This is a genomic window from Staphylococcus sp. HMSC077D08 (assembly GCF_001837945.1).
Taxonomy (GTDB): domain Bacteria; phylum Bacillota; class Bacilli; order Staphylococcales; family Staphylococcaceae; genus Staphylococcus; species Staphylococcus epidermidis.
Genome location: NZ_KV834805.1, coordinates 43308 through 59430, shown reverse-complemented (window position 1 = coordinate 59430; position 16123 = coordinate 43308). Strand labels below are relative to the sequence as shown.

15 protein-coding genes are annotated in these 16123 nt (G+C 32.2%); 10 read left to right on the top strand and 5 right to left on the bottom strand.

Annotated elements, in window-relative coordinates; all coding sequences use genetic code 11:
- Window positions 1-116 precede the first annotated feature (116 nt).
- Window positions 117-1046: a manganese-dependent inorganic pyrophosphatase gene (locus HMPREF2663_RS08980; protein ID WP_002458565.1), complete on the bottom strand. Its 930-nt coding sequence runs from the start codon at window positions 1044-1046 to the stop codon at window positions 117-119.
- A 54-nt stretch (window positions 1047-1100) separates the two neighbouring features.
- Window positions 1101-1655, bottom strand: a complete 555-nt coding sequence (locus HMPREF2663_RS08975) for a cysteine hydrolase family protein (protein ID WP_002447473.1) — start codon at window positions 1653-1655, stop codon at window positions 1101-1103.
- Between the two features lie 190 nt (window positions 1656-1845).
- Here HMPREF2663_RS08975 and HMPREF2663_RS08970 point away from each other — a divergent pair, with 190 nt between their 5' ends.
- Window positions 1846-2943, top strand: coding sequence for a glycosyl hydrolase family 28-related protein (locus HMPREF2663_RS08970; RefSeq protein ID WP_002447472.1), 1098 nt, complete (start codon window positions 1846-1848; stop codon window positions 2941-2943).
- 112 nt (window positions 2944-3055) lie between these two features.
- Here the strand turns inward: HMPREF2663_RS08970 and HMPREF2663_RS12895 are convergent, their stop codons facing one another.
- The 3 genes from HMPREF2663_RS12895 to HMPREF2663_RS08960 form a co-directional block, all read right to left on the bottom strand.
- Window positions 3056-3214 (bottom strand): hypothetical protein, encoded by a 159-nt coding sequence (locus tag HMPREF2663_RS12895; RefSeq protein WP_002447471.1) that lies wholly within the window; start codon window positions 3212-3214, stop codon window positions 3056-3058.
- A gap of 331 nt (window positions 3215-3545) precedes the next feature.
- Entirely contained in the window at window positions 3546-4349 is an 804-nt protein-coding gene (locus HMPREF2663_RS08965; protein ID WP_002447470.1) for a prephenate dehydratase, read from the bottom strand.
- Between the two features lie 18 nt (window positions 4350-4367).
- A complete protein-coding gene (locus tag HMPREF2663_RS08960) occupies window positions 4368-5435 on the bottom strand; it encodes a nitric oxide synthase oxygenase (RefSeq protein ID WP_070846261.1) in 1068 nt (355 codons plus the stop codon).
- 191 nt (window positions 5436-5626) lie between these two features.
- On the opposite strand from HMPREF2663_RS08960, the gene HMPREF2663_RS08955 reads away from it, so the two are divergent.
- The 9 genes from HMPREF2663_RS08955 to ligA all read left to right on the top strand — a co-directional run bounded on the left by HMPREF2663_RS08955 (window position 5627) and on the right by ligA (window position 16116).
- On the top strand, window positions 5627-7096 hold the full coding sequence (locus tag HMPREF2663_RS08955; protein ID WP_002501573.1) for a nicotinate phosphoribosyltransferase: 1470 nt from the start codon (window positions 5627-5629) through the stop codon (window positions 7094-7096).
- Window positions 7089-7916 carry an ammonia-dependent NAD(+) synthetase gene (nadE, locus tag HMPREF2663_RS08950; RefSeq protein ID WP_002475806.1) on the top strand — a complete coding sequence of 276 codons (828 nt, stop codon included), beginning with the start codon at window positions 7089-7091 and terminating at the stop codon, window positions 7914-7916. The genes HMPREF2663_RS08955 and nadE overlap by 8 nt, the downstream gene beginning before the upstream one ends.
- A 74-nt stretch (window positions 7917-7990) precedes the next feature.
- Window positions 7991-8617, top strand: a complete 627-nt coding sequence (locus HMPREF2663_RS08945) for a DUF2179 domain-containing protein (protein WP_002458559.1) — start codon at window positions 7991-7993, stop codon at window positions 8615-8617.
- Window positions 8601-8780, top strand: a complete 180-nt coding sequence (locus HMPREF2663_RS08940) for an NETI motif-containing protein (RefSeq protein WP_002447465.1) — start codon at window positions 8601-8603, stop codon at window positions 8778-8780. The genes HMPREF2663_RS08945 and HMPREF2663_RS08940 overlap by 17 nt, the downstream gene beginning before the upstream one ends.
- 410 nt (window positions 8781-9190) lie before the next feature.
- The gene (gene purB / locus HMPREF2663_RS08935) at window positions 9191-10486 is read left to right on the top strand and encodes an adenylosuccinate lyase (RefSeq protein ID WP_002458558.1); all 1296 of its coding nucleotides are present in this window, start codon (window positions 9191-9193) and stop codon (window positions 10484-10486) included.
- 124 nt (window positions 10487-10610) lie between these two features.
- Window positions 10611-10913, top strand: a complete 303-nt coding sequence (locus HMPREF2663_RS08930; RefSeq protein ID WP_002458557.1) for a YerC/YecD family TrpR-related protein — start codon at window positions 10611-10613, stop codon at window positions 10911-10913.
- A gap of 323 nt (window positions 10914-11236) precedes the next feature.
- Window positions 11237-11929, top strand: a complete 693-nt coding sequence (locus HMPREF2663_RS08925; RefSeq protein WP_070846259.1) for a heptaprenylglyceryl phosphate synthase — start codon at window positions 11237-11239, stop codon at window positions 11927-11929.
- Window positions 11926-14115 (top strand): DNA helicase PcrA, encoded by a 2190-nt coding sequence (pcrA, locus tag HMPREF2663_RS08920; protein WP_070846257.1) that lies wholly within the window; start codon window positions 11926-11928, stop codon window positions 14113-14115. Before HMPREF2663_RS08925 ends, pcrA begins: the two co-directional genes overlap by 4 nt.
- A gap of 3 nt (window positions 14116-14118) precedes the next feature.
- Window positions 14119-16116 carry an NAD-dependent DNA ligase LigA gene (gene ligA / locus HMPREF2663_RS08915; RefSeq protein WP_070846255.1) on the top strand — a complete coding sequence of 666 codons (1998 nt, stop codon included), beginning with the start codon at window positions 14119-14121 and terminating at the stop codon, window positions 16114-16116.
- Window positions 16117-16123 lie beyond the last annotated feature (7 nt).

The window sequence follows — 16123 nt, the reverse complement described above, 5'->3', positions numbered from 1 at the left end:
TAACAATTTAATAACACCTGATATCAATGTGTTATTAAATCAATCAACTACTGAGAAATTACTCTAGGATGAAAAAATATATCGTGGGCAACAACATAGTTTTAATGGTTTTAAAATTATTGAGTTAAAACTTCAGTGATTTGAGGAACAACTTGTTTTTTTCGTGATACAACACCAGATAAGAAAGCCATACCATCATCTAGTTGTACTTTAAATGCTTCTCCAACTTTATCTTTTTCAGCACCAACTACAAGGATTTTAGAATCGCTGTTAATAATATCAGTAACTACAAGAACGAATAAATCGTATTTTTCATTGGCACTCATTTCTAACATAACTTTTTCAAATTCATCTTTACGATCTAAAACTTCATCAATATCTACAGTATTGACTTGAGCAATACGTGTTACATAATCTCCCATATTGAATGATTTAGCATCCATATTGACAAGTGTTTCAGCAGATTTGTCTGTAGTTGAAGCACCTGCTTTTAACATTTCTAAACCATATGCTTCTAAATCAACATTTGCAATATCTTTAAGTGCTTGAGCAGCATCTACATCTTCTTTTGTGCAGGTAGGTGATTTAAATAATAAACTATCAGAAATGATAGCTGAAATCATAAGTCCAGCGATTTCTGGTTTGATTTCAAATCCACGCTCTTTATACATTTTATATAAAATTGTTGCACTACAACCAACAGGTTCTGCTCTATAGTATAAAGGGCCAGCTGTTTCAAAGTTAGAAATTCTATGATGATCTATCACATGTTTAATTGTTGCGTTTGAAATGGTATCTGCACTTTGTTGAAACTCGTTATGGTCGACTAAAATAACATCTTGTCCTTTTAAATCTTCGTTTAATAATTCTGGAGCTTCTACGTTAAAATGATCTAGTGCAAATTGAGTTTCCGCACTTATTTCACCTAAGCGATAAGCTTTTGCTTCAGTATTACCAGTTTGTTGCTCAAAATCAGCCATAATTAAAGCTGAAGAAATAGCATCAGTATCTGGATTTTTGTGACCGAAAATAAAAGTTTTTGTCATTTTCAATATCTCCTTATACATATATTGTTAATCATATTTTATCATGATTGTTGTTTAATCTTCTACTTTTGCACCAAGGGAATTTTTAAAATGAGAGAGTGCCCATTGATGACCATCTTGGTTAAATGATGCTACGCCTCTAATTGGGATAGTGATGTTATAACCTAAATTGTATGCTGAAACAGCTGTATGCAAAATACAAATATCCGTGCAAACACCCACAATTTCAATATCATTGATTTGTCTTTCACGTAATAAACTATCTAATGGCGTGCCGTAGAATGAATCGTATCTCGTTTTATCTAAATAATGTACATTCATTTGGTCTTTAATAGAGTTGTATAATCTTCCTACCTCCCCATATAGCTCACGACCTGGTGTTTGATGAATATTATGATTGGGGAATAATTTACTTTCAGGATGAAATTGATCATTTTCATAATGCAAGTCCATTAGGAAAAATATTTCCTGTTGATTATCATGATAATTTTTTATACGTTGAGTAATAAAAGTTTCAATTTCTTGTCCAGGTTTGCCACATGTTAATTTACCATTATCGTCAATAAAATCAAAAGAGTAATCTACAATGATTAATGCTTTGTTACTCATTAGAACATCCTCCCAATATGTGTTTGAAAAGCGTTAGATTGGTATATTTATATAAAGCTAAGACTTTTGTAATCGTTTAAATTAAATTGGCATAAAAATATATACCATAATTAAAACGAAATGTAATTATAGTATATAGACTTTACTTTAAGCACACAATCATTATTTAAAATATATGAGGAGTTATAACATGTTTATCAATGCAAAAGATTTCGGATTAAAAGGAAAAAGTAAATATAAGGATACAAGAGCGATTCAAAAAGCATTAAATTACGCAAAAAAAGGCAGACACACTGTTTATATACCTAAAGGAACTTATTATATCAGAAAAGCTTTAGTTATTTATGATTCTACAACATTGTTATTGGATGAAGGTGCAATACTTTTAAGACAAGGGAAAGACGCACTATTAAAAAATGGTAGACGTTTAAAGCTATATCACGGCTATAATGGAAATAGTCACATTTATATTAAAGGAGGAACTTTTGATATGAATGGAGGCGAATATCCATATAATAATACAGCCATGTGCATGGGACATGCAGAAGACATTCAAATTTTAGGTGTAACATTCAAAAATATTGTTGGGGGGCATGCACTCGACGCATGTGGAATCAATGGTTTACACATATCAGAATGTGATTTTAAAGGATTTCTTGATATTGATGGAGATCGTTCTTTCTCTGAAGCAGTACAATTGGATATACAAGTACCTGGCGCTTTTCCTAAATTTGGAACTACAGATGGAACGATTACGAAAAATGTTGTCATTGAAAAATGCTATTTTGGTCGTTCAGATCATCCTAAAATGAAAGCGTGGAATAGAGCTATTGGCTCTCATGCCAGTAGATATAACTGCTATTATGAAAACATTCATATCAATCAAAACATCTTTGATAATTTAAATGAGTATGCTTTAACTCCTCTAAAGTCAAAAGACACATTTATTACAAAAAATAAATTTATAAATTGTAATGGTGGAATAAGATTTCTTGGAGTGAAGGATGGTAAAAATGCTGCCGATCCTATTACAGGACAAGTGATGGAAACTCAAGCTGGCGAGAATTTCAATGTGATAGGTAATACTTTTATTGGGAAGATGAAAAGAGATGCGATTCATATTAGAAGTTATCATAACGTCCGACATCAACACGTTTTTATAGCGGCAAATCAATTTGAAGATGCTTCACAATCAATACATTTAGAAAATATTAATGGACTTACTTTAAATCAGGAACAAACAAAAATCAAAATCAAGAGTATTGATGTGAAAAAAATTAGTAATTAAAGATTCAGAAATATATTAATCATTGAATCATTTAGTAAAAATATAAGAGTACAATCTTTAATAGGTAAAATGATTAACGAAATTTTGATAGAACTTGATGACCAACACATATTCACACGATTAAAATAGAAAATGTGACAAGAAAAGATGTTGCACCACGATAATGTCTGTATTCAGTCTTAGGAATTGTTTCTACACTATCATTAGTGGGGATAAGGACTGAAGTTTCCTTTGGTAAAGTAAGTTGAGCCGCATTATATTCTTTATACATTAGGCACCTTGTTAATTTAGTTTAGTGATGTTTATTAAATTATACGAAAGGGCCTTATTTTTTAAGTATTTCAATGTAAAATGGCATATAAACATAAAGTATTTTGGAGAGATTCTTGAGGGAACAGGACAATCTGAAGACTACAGGATGAAGCTGTCCCCTAAGAAAGCAATCCAACTATACGAAGTATTGTAAATAAAGAAGCCCGTAAATGAATTTATAAAAAACTCATTTACGGGTTATTTTGCTAGGAATTATGTCCTAGCCTTTTAACTTTATGGAATTGTAAAAAAATATAGTGTTTTCAAGAATTTTTACAATTCATGTAAAGTTAGTTTTTCTTGTTAAAAGCGCCTATGATTTTAACTTGAAAATCCAAAGTCTCTAAAATTGAAACAATTTTATTCACATCATTATTTATAGCAGTATCGGCTTGAACATAAAAATGATACATTCCTAATTGAGTTTTAAGTGGTCTAGATTCAATCCACGATAAATTTATGTTGAATAAAGTAAAAGTATTTAAAACACTGGCTAAAAGTCCTGGTTTATCATACTTAGGCGTGATAAGAAAGATAGTAGTGTTTGGATGTTCAATAAAATGAGTATGATTTTTTACTACTAAAAATCTAGTTACATTATGAGGATAATCTTGTATATGTTGATCTAAAGTATGGTAACCATAAGTTTCCCCACTCCCAAGAGGAGCTATTGCTCCAATACCATCTTTTATCATGTTAAGGCTTTGAATAGTGCTATCTACATAATCATAGTCAAACTGTTGACGATGAATATAGTTTATTGTTTGACTGATTGCTGGAGCAATTGAATATACTTTATGAATATCATCAAGTGAATTTGAATGATGACCGTAAAGTGAAAAATCTATATCTAGTTGAATTTCACCATGTGCGTATACATCATGATGTGCTAATGAATCTGCCACGATGTTGATAGTACCTTCAATAGAGTTTTCAATAGGGACAATTCCTACAGCCTGTTTATCTTTAGATACGGATTGAATGACTTCATGCAAGTTAGATAATGGAATGAAGTCATACTGTTCATGTGATTCAAATTGCTTAGCGGCTAGATATGAAAAAGTTCCTTTAGGTCCTAGATAATATAAATGCATTATGCCACCTCGTTTAAATTAATGGAAAGGGCACTTCATAGGTTCTTCTTTTTTATAGAAGAAATTCGTATGATGCATTGTATTATCATATCCATGATGATAGTTAGAAGTTAAAGTTGGTGAAAGTGGAGGTGCCAGCCAAGACCACTTACCAGTAACATCTCTGTTTTGTTGATGTTCATTTCGTTCAAACATTTCAAATTGCTTCGCTGCAGTTAAGTGGTCAACAATAGAAACACCATCAGCTTTAAATGAATGATACACAGCATGATTTAACTCTACGAGTGCTCGATCTTTATTAAATGAATTATTTTTAAGTGTATCAAATTCAAAAGCTTCTGCAACTTTTTCTAAAAGATTATAACGATAGGTGTCTGTGAAATTACGTACAGCAATTTCGGTTACCATATACCATCCATTAAAAGGTGCTGTAGGGTAAGTAATACCACCGATTTTTAAATCCATATTTGAAATAATAGGTACTGCATACCATTTTAAACCTAATTTTGAAAGCTTGGGATAGTGTTCATGATGTATAGAAACTTCTTTTACAATATCTTTTGGAAGTTCGTGTATTTTTATAGTGTCGTTAGGCAATTGATAAATCAGAGGTAAAATATCAAAATTTGAACCTTTACCTTTCCAACCTAGATGTTCAGCCAAACGAGTAACCTTTTTTTCAGATGGATCGCCAGCATTTTCATAACCAGCATAACGAATCAATTGATTATTATAAATTTTAGGTGCATCTTCAGGACTAAAAATTGTAATATATGGTTTGATTTTTCCACCGTTTGTAGCTTCTTTAATATGTGTATGTATAAATTTTATAAATTCTTTTTCGTCACATACATCTCGGGCATCTTTAACATTTAAAGAATCCCAAAACAATCTACCAATACAACGATTTGAGTTTCTCCATGCCATTTTTGCACCGTAAGATAATTCTTCATAAGTATGTGTGTAACTACCAGTCAAGTTAATTTCTTGCTCAATCTCTTTCATTCTATTTTCAATTTCATTAGCATTATATTTTAATTCGCTATACATGGTCTGAATAAATGATTTTGCTTTATCTATTAGCATTTAAAACACCTCAATCGTCATTATACGTGAGCATATACTGTTTCTTGAATAATATAGGGAATTGTCATAAATTTGTCGACACTAAATTAGAATTTATTAAGAAATAAATGTAAATCAAACATGCAAGTACCTACTATATATGAATTATGATAAACTAATTGTAAATATTTAGGTCGATTGGAGAGGTTAATGTGTACCAATATAACGACGATAGCTTAATGTTACACAATGATTTATATCAAATTAATATGGCTGAAAGCTACTGGAATGATGGTATCCATGAAAGAATAGCTGTTTTTGATTTGTATTTTAGAAAAATGCCATTTAATAGTGGATATGCGGTATTTAACGGATTGAAACGCGTTGTGAATTTCATCGAAAACTTTGGGTTTACAAATGAAGATATCACATATTTAAAATCGATAGGTTATAAAGAAGATTTTCTAAACTACCTAAAAGATTTGAAATTTACTGGGAATATTAAATCTATGCAAGAAGGTGAAATTTGTTTTGGCAACGAGCCATTATTAAGAGTTGAAGCCCCTTTAATCCAAGCACAACTTATTGAAACTATTTTGTTAAATATCATTAATTTCCAAACATTAATTGCAACTAAAGCCAGTCGAATTCGTCAAATAGCAACTCATGACACTTTGATGGAATTTGGTACAAGAAGAGCTCAAGAAATTGATGCTGCACTGTGGGGCGCTAGAGCAGCCTTTATTGGAGGGTTTGATTCGACAAGTAATGTTAGAGCAGGAAAACTTTTTAATATACCTGTATCTGGCACACATGCACACGCACTAGTACAAACATATGGTGATGAGTACATAGCATTCAAAAAGTATGCTGAGCGACATAAAAATTGTGTGTTCTTAGTTGATACTTTCCATACTTTAAAATCAGGAGTACCAACCGCAATTAAGGTTGCGAAAGAGTTGGGAGATACTATTAATTTTATAGGTATCAGATTAGATTCTGGTGATATTGCGTATCTATCTAAAGAAGCCCGTAGAATGTTAGATGAGGCAGGTTTTACAGAAGCTAAAATTATCGCATCAAATGATTTGGATGAGCAGACTATTACAAGTTTAAAAGCACAAGGCGCTAAAGTTGACGCATGGGGAGTAGGTACAAAACTCATTACAGGATATGATCAACCAGCTTTAGGTGCAGTTTATAAATTGGTTTCTATTGAAACAGATGATGGCACAATGAGTGATCGCATTAAATTATCAAATAATGCTGAGAAAGTCACTACACCAGGCAAAAAAAATGTTTATCGTATCATTAATAACAAAACAGGCAAGGCTGAGGGCGACTATATCACGCTTGAAGGTGAAAATCCTAATGACGAATCTCCATTGAAAATGTTCCATCCTGTTCACACTTATAAAATGAAGTTTATTAAATCATTTAAAGCTGTTAATCTACATCAATCTATTTTTGAAAATGGCAAACTTGTATACAATCTTCCAGATGAATTTGAAGCTCAGGACTATCTTAAAAATAATCTAAATATTTTATGGGAAGAAAATAAACGATATCTTAACCCGCAAGATTATCCAGTAGATTTAAGCACTAAATGTTGGGAAAATAAGCATAAGCGTATTTTTGAAGTTGCTGAACACGTTAAAGAGATGGAGGATGAAAATGAGTAAATTGCAAGATGTTGTAGTTAATGAAATGAAAGTAAAAAAACAAATTGACAGTGTGAAGGAAATCCAAGAAATTAAGCAATTTATTAAAGCGTATGTAAAATCACATTCATTTATACAAACTCTTGTTCTTGGAATATCAGGCGGTCAAGATTCCACTCTAACAGGTAAGTTAGCACAATTAGCAGTAAATGAATTGAAGGAAGAGGGACGTAACTGTAAATTTATAGCAGTGAAATTACCTTATGGTGTGCAACAAGACGCTAATGAAGTAGAAGATGCACTTGAGTTTATTAATCCTGACACAACGTATACAGTTAATATTAAACCAGCAGTTGATCAGAGTGTTCAATCACTTAGTGAAGCAGGCATCAAACTTACTGATTTTCAAAAAGGTAATGAAAAAGCACGTGAACGAATGAAAGTTCAATTTTCAATTGCTTCTAATACTCAAGGTATAGTTTTAGGAACTGATCACTCTGCCGAAAATATTACAGGATTTTACACTAAATATGGAGATGGTGCTGCGGACATTGCACCTATCTTTGGGTTAAATAAAAGACAAGGTAAACAATTACTAGCTTATCTAGGAGCACCTAAACACCTTTATGAAAAAGTGCCAACAGCTGATTTAGAAGATGATAAACCTCAGTTACCAGACGAGGAGGCACTAGGCGTATCTTATCATGATATTGATGATTATTTAGAAGGTAAAGAAATTCCTGCAACTGCTCGGGAAACAATCGAAAAACATTATGTTAGAAATGCACATAAGCGTGAACTTGCTTATACACGATACTCATGGCCTAAAAATAACAAATGAAAATTTTATAAGTGACAAAATGATTGGCGACTGATAAAATAATCTGGATTTAAAAGTAAGAAAAGAGGAATAATATGTCAGCAATTGCTCAAAATCCATGGTTAATGGTCTTAGCAATTTTTATAATTAATGTATGTTATGTCACATTTTTAACAATGAGAACGATATTGACTTTGAAAGGTTATCGTTATGTTGCAGCAGTAGTTAGTTTTATGGAGGTCTTAGTTTATGTCGTTGGTTTAGGGTTAGTAATGTCTAGCTTAGACCAAATTCAAAATATTTTTGCTTATGCATTAGGGTTCTCCGTCGGTATTATAGTAGGAATGAAAATCGAGGAAAAACTTGCGTTGGGTTATACAGTTGTCAATGTTACTTCATCGGAATATGAGTTAGATTTACCAAATGAATTAAGAAATTTAGGATATGGTGTTACCCACTACGAAGCATTTGGTAGAGACGGAAGTCGAATGGTAATGCAAATATTAACACCAAGAAAATATGAATTAAAGTTAATGAATACTGTAAAGAACTTAGACCCTAAGGCATTTATTATAGCGTATGAACCAAGAAATATTCACGGAGGATTCTGGGTTAAGGGTGTACGTAAACGTAAACTGAAAGCTTATGAACCAGAGCAATTGGAAGTTGTAGTAGATCACGAAGAAATAGTAGGTGGTAGCTCAAATGAGCAAAAAGTTTAGAGTTGAAGATCAAGAAACAATTGCAGATTGTCTCGACAGAATGAAAAAAGAAGGATTTATGCCAATACGTCGTATTGAGAAACCAGTTTATAAAGAGAACAAAGATGGCAGTATAGAGATTTTAAAACAGGATATTATATTTGTAGGTGCGTTAATCCAATAAATATGATTAACTATAGAATAATAAAGCCTAGGACATCCACTATTGTCCTAGGTATTTTTATGCATTGATTACTGATCATAATGTTAATGCCAGTCTTATATCAATTGCTTTTAGACACTTGGTGATTCAACTGAAAAGTGTTGTTCTAAAATTTTATAGGCAAAACGAGTTGAAAATTTCACACTAAGAATTAAATAAAGCATTATCTTACATCTAATTATAGTTTTTACTAGATTGTGTTTCTAGATTGATTCAAATAAAATAGTAATAACTAGATAAACACTTATACATTTTAATCAAGTTCTGTTAAACTATAGATGAAAGCTTAGAAACGAACTTTTCTTATAAAAAATGTGATAATGTACAGTTTTTGTAGGAGCTATAATACATACGATAGGAGTTTACAAAGAATGATAGAACGTTATTCAAGAGATGAAATGTCTAGTATTTGGACAGACCAAAATCGCTATGAAGCATGGTTAGAAGTAGAGATTCTAGCGTGTGAAGCATGGAGTGAGTTAGGTTATATTCCTAAAGAAGATGTAAAAAAAATTCGTGAAAATGCCAAGGTAAATGTTGAACGCGCTAAAGAAATTGAGCAAGAAACACGACACGATGTAGTTGCATTTACACGCCAAGTTTCTGAAACTTTAGGTGATGAACGTAAGTGGGTACATTATGGATTAACTTCCACTGATGTAGTTGACACTGCCTTAAGTTATGTAATTAAACAGGCAAATGAAATCCTTGAAAAAGATTTAGAAAGATTTATAGATGTATTAGCTGCCAAAGCTAAAAAATATCAGTATACATTGATGATGGGGCGTACACATGGTGTTCATGCTGAGCCTACAACTTTTGGCGTGAAAATGGCACTTTGGTATACTGAAATGAAACGTAATCTTAAGCGTTTTAAAGAAGTGCGTAAAGAAATAGAAGTAGGGAAAATGAGTGGAGCAGTAGGAACATTTGCCAATATTCCACCTGAAATTGAGGCTTACGTATGTGAACATTTAGGAATAGACACTGCAGCTGTTTCTACACAAACATTACAAAGAGATCGTCATGCTTATTACATTGCTACATTAGCACTGATTGCTACATCAATGGAAAAATTTGCAGTAGAAATTCGTAATTTACAAAAAACTGAAACTAGAGAAGTCGAAGAGGCATTTGCAAAAGGACAAAAAGGATCATCAGCTATGCCACATAAAAGAAATCCAATTGGTTCTGAAAATATTACAGGTATATCTCGTGTGATTCGAGGATATATTACTACTGCATACGAGAATATTCCTTTATGGCATGAAAGAGATATCTCTCATTCTTCTGCAGAACGTATCATGTTACCTGATGTGACAATTGCTCTAGATTATGCACTTAATCGATTTACGAATATTGTTGATCGACTTACAGTTTATGAAGATAATATGAGAAATAATATTGATAAAACGTATGGTTTAATCTTCTCACAACGCGTTCTACTAGCATTAATTAATAAAGGCATGGTACGTGAAGAAGCTTATGATAAAGTTCAACCTAAAGCAATGGAATCTTGGGAAACAAAAACACCATTTAGAGAGCTAATTGAACAAGATTCATCCATAACTGACGTTCTATCAACTGAAGAATTAGATGATTGCTTCGATCCTAAACATCATCTTAATCAGGTCGACACTATATTCGCACGTGCAGGTTTATCTTAATTAAATCAAATTTAATACAAGACAAATGATTCTAATTTCCTATACATTTTTCATGAAACTACTACACTTTAACGAATTAGTAAGTTAAAATAATGAGAGAATATTTGTATAGGGGTTGTTCGAGATGCAAATTGAAAAATTAAGAGGTCAGTCATTAGATGAATTATTTGATGCGATCTTAGCACTAGAAAACAGAGAAGAATGTTATCAGTTTTTCGATGATTTATGTACTGTAAATGAAATACAGTCATTATCTCAGAGACTTCAAGTTGCTAAAATGATTAAACAAGGTTATACTTATGCAACTATTGAAGAAGAGTCTGGTGCATCAACTGCAACGATTTCTAGAGTAAAGCGTTCGTTACAATGGGGTAATGATGCTTATACAATGATTTTGAATAGACTAAATATTGAAACAAAGGCATAAGAATGCATATATTTTCGTCTGATTTCACTGTTTCATTTAATACATTAATAGCTTTGAAAGATTTATTGAAATCTTTCAAAGCTATTTTTTAATGAAGCTAAATTTTTAAAGATAATTAATTTAAGCATTCTGTGTGAACTATTATAACGAATCCACACTGTATCTAGTTATTGAATTTAATAGCAAGATACTCATTTTTGCTTAAAGCATATGTTAAATTAAATATGACTTAAAATCATATATGATTAACTCATTTAGTCTTTAGAACTTAAAACTTAAAAATGCTATAATTTAGGGTATGTTAAATAAAGGAGTTTCATAAAATGTACGACATAACCAAGTGGAAACATATGTTTAAATTAGATCCGGCTAAATCAATTTCGGATGAAGATTTAGAGGCACTGTGTATGTCTAACACTGATGCAATAATTATTGGTGGGACAGATGATGTAACAGAAGATAATGTTATTCATTTAATGAGTAGAGTAAGACGTTATCCTTTACCACTTGTCTTAGAAGTTTCGAATGTAGAAAGTGTGATGCCTGGTTTTGATTTCTATTTTATTCCAACAGTCATGAATAGTAAGGATACAAAATATCATAACGAAATTTTGCTAGAAGCCCTTAAAAAATATGGACATGTGATTAATTTTGATGAAGTTTTTTTCGAGGGATATGTCGTTCTAAACGCGAATAGTAAAGTTGCAAAAATTACCAAAGCTTATACTCAATTAGATATAGAAGACGTCGAAGCATATGCACAAATGGCAGAAGAATTATATCGATTTCCAATTATATATGTAGAATATAGTGGCACATATGGAGATGTTGATAAGGTTAGAGCGATTGCAAATATGCTTCAACATACGCAATTATTTTATGGCGGTGGTATAACAAACATTGACAAAGCTAAAGAAATGTCTAACATTGCGGATACCATTGTTGTTGGCGATATTATATATAACGACATTAAAAAAGCATTAAAAACTGTAAAGATAAAGGAGTCTAATAAATGAATGCGCTAGTAAAAAATATGAATTTAGAGCAAAGTGAAGCGGTTAGAACAACAGAAGGGCCATTACTTATTATGGCAGGTGCTGGATCAGGAAAGACACGTGTGTTAACACATCGCATTGCGTATTTATTAGATGAAAAAGATGTATCACCTTATAATATTTTAGCTATTACGTTTACAAATAAAGCAGCTAAAGAAATGAAGGCACGTGTAGAACATCTTGTGGGAGAAGAAGCGCAAGTGATTTGGATGTCCACTTTTCACTCCATGTGTGTAAGAATTCTGAGAAGAGATGCTGATCGTATTGGCATTGAAAGAAATTTCACTATCATTGATCCTACAGATCAAAAATCAGTGATTAAAGATGTATTGAAAAGTGAAAATATTGACAGTAAACGATTTGAGCCGCGTATGTTTATTGGTGCAATTAGCAATTTAAAAAATGAATTAAAAACACCTGAGGATGCTCAAAAAGAGGCGAATGATTTTCACTCTCAAATGGTTGCAACGGTATACAAAGGTTATCAAAGACAGTTATCACGTAATGAAGCACTCGACTTTGATGATTTAATTATGACAACTATTAATTTATTTGAACGAGTACCCGAAACTCTAGAATACTATCAAAATAAATTTCAATATATACATGTAGATGAGTATCAAGATACTAATAAAGCACAATATACTTTAGTAAAACTATTAGCAAACAAATTTAAAAATTTATGTGTTGTTGGTGATTCTGACCAATCTATTTATGGTTGGAGAGGAGCTGATATACAAAATATTTTATCTTTTGAAGAGGACTATCCTGAAGCAAAGACAATTTTCCTCGAACAGAACTATCGTTCAACTAAGAATATTTTAAATGCTGCAAATGAAGTTATAAAACATAATTCTGAACGTAAACCTAAAGGTCTATGGACTGCAAATTCTGGAGGAGACAAAATTCAGTATTATGAAGCTATGACTGAAAGAGATGAAGCAGAATACGTTGTTAAAGAAATAATGAAGCATCAACGCGGTGGTAAAAAATATAGTGAAATGGCTATATTATATAGAACAAATGCCCAATCACGTGTGCTTGAGGAAACATTCATGAAATCAAATATCCCTTATACAATGGTTGGAGGTCAAAAGTTCTACGACCGTAAAGAAATTAAAGATTTACTTAGTTATTTAAGGGTTATTGCTAATAGCAATGATGATATTAGTTTGCAACGTATTATTAACGTGCCTAAACGTGGTATTGGACCTTCATCTGTTGAAAAAATCCAAACTTATGCACTTCAAAATAATATAAGTATGTTTGACGCATTGGCTGAGGTAGATTTTATAGGTCTCTCAAAAAAGGTAACTCAAGAATGTATCAGTTTTTATGAAATGATTCAAAATTTAATCAAAGAACAAGAATTTCTTGAAATTAGTGAAATCGTAGATGAAGTACTACAAAAATCTGGCTATAGAGACATGCTTGATCGAGAACAAAGTATTGAATCACGAAGTCGATTAGAAAACTTAGATGAATTTATGTCTGTACCTAAAGATTATGAGGAAAATACACCTTTAGAGGAACAATCACTTATTAATTTTTTAACAGATTTATCATTAGTTGCTGATATAGACGAAGCAGATACACAGAATGGTGTCACATTGATGACAATGCATTCAGCAAAAGGTCTTGAATTTCCTATAGTTTTTATTATGGGAATGGAAGAGTCGTTGTTCCCACATATTAGAGCAATAAAAAGTGAAGATGATCATGAAATGGAAGAGGAACGTCGTATTTGTTATGTAGCAATTACACGAGCAGAAGAGTTGCTTTATATCACAAATGCAACGACCAGAATGTTGTTTGGTCGTTCTCAATCCAATATGCCATCTCGATTTTTAAAAGAAATCCCAGAAGACCTACTCGATAGTCATCCCGGTCAAAAAAGACAAACTATATCTCCAAAATCTCAACCTAAAAGAGGGTTTAGTAAGCGTACTACATCAACTAAAAAACAAGTTTCCTCATCTGATTGGAAAGTAGGAGATAAAGTTATGCATAAAGCATGGGGTGAAGGGATGGTTAGTAACGTGAATGAAAAAAACGGATCTGTAGAGTTGGATATTATATTTAAATCAGAAGGTCCAAAACGATTATTAGCTCAGTTCGCACCAATAACAAAGAAGGAGGACTCATAGGGGATGCAAGATGTTAAAAAGCGTGTGGAAAAATTACATGATTTGTTGAATCAATATAGCTATGAATATTATGTACAAGATAACCCCTCAGTGCCTGACAGCGAGTATGATAAGTTATTACATGAGCTGATTGAAATTGAAGAAAAATATCCAGAATTCAAATCGACAGATTCTCCAACAGTGCGTGTGGGTGGCGAAGCCCAGTCTTCTTTTGAAAAAGTAAATCACGACACGCCTATGTTAAGTTTAGGTAATGCGTTTAATGAAGAAGATTTAAGAAAATTTGATCAACGTATTCGTGATAGTATTGGTCAGGTCGAATACATGTGTGAACTTAAAATAGATGGTTTGGCTGTTTCACTCAAATATGAAAATGGTCGTTTTGTCCAAGGACTTACACGTGGTGATGGTACGACAGGTGAGGATATAACTGAAAATCTAAGAACTATACATGCTATACCACTAAAAATTAAAGAACCTCTCAATTTTGAGGTCCGTGGAGAAGCTTATATGCCACGTCGTTCATTCATTCATTTGAATAATGAAAAAGAACAAAATGGTGAACAACCTTTTGCAAACCCACGAAACGCTGCTGCTGGTTCTTTAAGACAACTTGACTCTAAACTAGCTGCGAAAAGAAAATTAAGTGTCTTCTTATATAGTGTGAATGACCTAACCGAGTTTAATGCAACAACACAAAGTGAAGCGCTAGAGGAATTGGATCAACTAGGTTTTAAAACTAACCAAGAACGTGAACGAGTATCAGATATTGAGGGCGTACTTAATTATATAGAGAAATGGACAAGCAAAAGAGAATCTTTATCATACGATATTGATGGTATTGTTATAAAAGTTAACGATTTATCTCAACAAGAGGAAATGGGTTATACGCAAAAATCTCCAAGATGGGCAATTGCTTATAAATTTCCAGCTGAAGAAGTTATTACAAAATTATTGGATATCGAACTAAGTATTGGACGTACGGGTGTTGTGACACCAACTGCAATTCTAGAACCTGTAAAAGTAGCTGGTACTACAGTTTCAAGAGCCTCTCTTCATAATGAAGATTTAATACATGAAAGAGATATACGTATCGGAGATAGTGTTGTTATTAAAAAAGCCGGGGACATCATCCCTGAAGTTGTAAAAAGTATTTTAGATAGACGACCTAACGAATCGGAAATTTATCATATGCCAACACATTGTCCTAGTTGTGGACATGAATTAGTTCGTATTGAAGGAGAAGTTGCTTTACGTTGTATTAATCCAAAATGTCAGGCACAGCTTATTGAAGGACTTATACATTTCGTTTCAAGACAAGCGATGAATATAGATGGCTTAGGTACCAAAATTATTCATCAGCTATACGAAAATCAGTTAATCAAAGATGTCGCAGATATTTTCTATTTAAAAGAAGAAGATTTATTACCATTAGAGAGAATGGGAAAGAAGAAAGTTGATAATCTTTTATTAGCAATAGAAAAATCTAAAGAACAGTCATTAGAGCATTTATTATTTGGACTAGGTATTAGACATTTAGGTGTAAAAGCTAGTCAAGTACTTGCTGAGCGATATGAAACGATGGATCAACTTTTTAAAGTAACAGAAAGTGAATTAATTGAAATTCAAGATATTGGAGATAAACTTGCACAATCTGTTGTAACATATCTCGAAAATAGTGATATTCGTTCATTAATTGAAAAATTAAGTAATAAAAATGTTAATATGTCTTATAAAGGAATTAAAACAACTGAAATTGATGGTCATCCTGATTTTAGTGGGAAAACAATTGTATTAACAGGGAAACTCGAGCAAATGACAAGAAATGAAGCATCTGAATGGTTGAAAATGCAAGGTGCTAAAGTTACAAATAGCGTGACTAAAAGTACTGATATTGTCATAGCTGGAGAAGATGCAGGGTCTAAATTAGCCAAAGCTGAGAAGTACGGTACTGAAATTTGGACTGAAGCAGCATTTATAGAAAAACAAAATGGAATCTAATAATTAG

Bases quoted from the DNA above. Each gene is read 5' to 3' on its own strand.
- HMPREF2663_RS08980 (WP_002458565.1), bottom strand. From the start codon at position 1,046: ATGACAAAAACTTTTATTTTCGGTCACAAAAATCCAGATACTGATGCT.
- HMPREF2663_RS08975 (WP_002447473.1), bottom strand. From the start codon at position 1,655: ATGAGTAACAAAGCATTAATCATTGTAGATTACTCTTTTGATTTTATT.
- HMPREF2663_RS08970 (WP_002447472.1), top strand. From the start codon at position 1,846: ATGTTTATCAATGCAAAAGATTTCGGATTAAAAGGAAAAAGTAAATAT.
- HMPREF2663_RS12895 (WP_002447471.1), bottom strand. From the start codon at position 3,214: ATGTATAAAGAATATAATGCGGCTCAACTTACTTTACCAAAGGAAACT.
- HMPREF2663_RS08965 (WP_002447470.1), bottom strand. From the start codon at position 4,349: ATGCATTTATATTATCTAGGACCTAAAGGAACTTTTTCATATCTAGCC.
- HMPREF2663_RS08960 (WP_070846261.1), bottom strand. From the start codon at position 5,435: ATGCTAATAGATAAAGCAAAATCATTTATTCAGACCATGTATAGCGAA.
- nadE (WP_002475806.1), top strand. From the start codon at position 7,089: ATGAGTAAATTGCAAGATGTTGTAGTTAATGAAATGAAAGTAAAAAAA.
- HMPREF2663_RS08945 (WP_002458559.1), top strand. From the start codon at position 7,991: ATGTCAGCAATTGCTCAAAATCCATGGTTAATGGTCTTAGCAATTTTT.
- HMPREF2663_RS08940 (WP_002447465.1), top strand. From the start codon at position 8,601: ATGAGCAAAAAGTTTAGAGTTGAAGATCAAGAAACAATTGCAGATTGT.
- purB (WP_002458558.1), top strand. From the start codon at position 9,191: ATGATAGAACGTTATTCAAGAGATGAAATGTCTAGTATTTGGACAGAC.
- HMPREF2663_RS08930 (WP_002458557.1), top strand. From the start codon at position 10,611: ATGCAAATTGAAAAATTAAGAGGTCAGTCATTAGATGAATTATTTGAT.
- HMPREF2663_RS08925 (WP_070846259.1), top strand. From the start codon at position 11,237: ATGTACGACATAACCAAGTGGAAACATATGTTTAAATTAGATCCGGCT.
- pcrA (WP_070846257.1), top strand. From the start codon at position 11,926: ATGAATGCGCTAGTAAAAAATATGAATTTAGAGCAAAGTGAAGCGGTT.
- ligA (WP_070846255.1), top strand. From the start codon at position 14,119: ATGCAAGATGTTAAAAAGCGTGTGGAAAAATTACATGATTTGTTGAAT.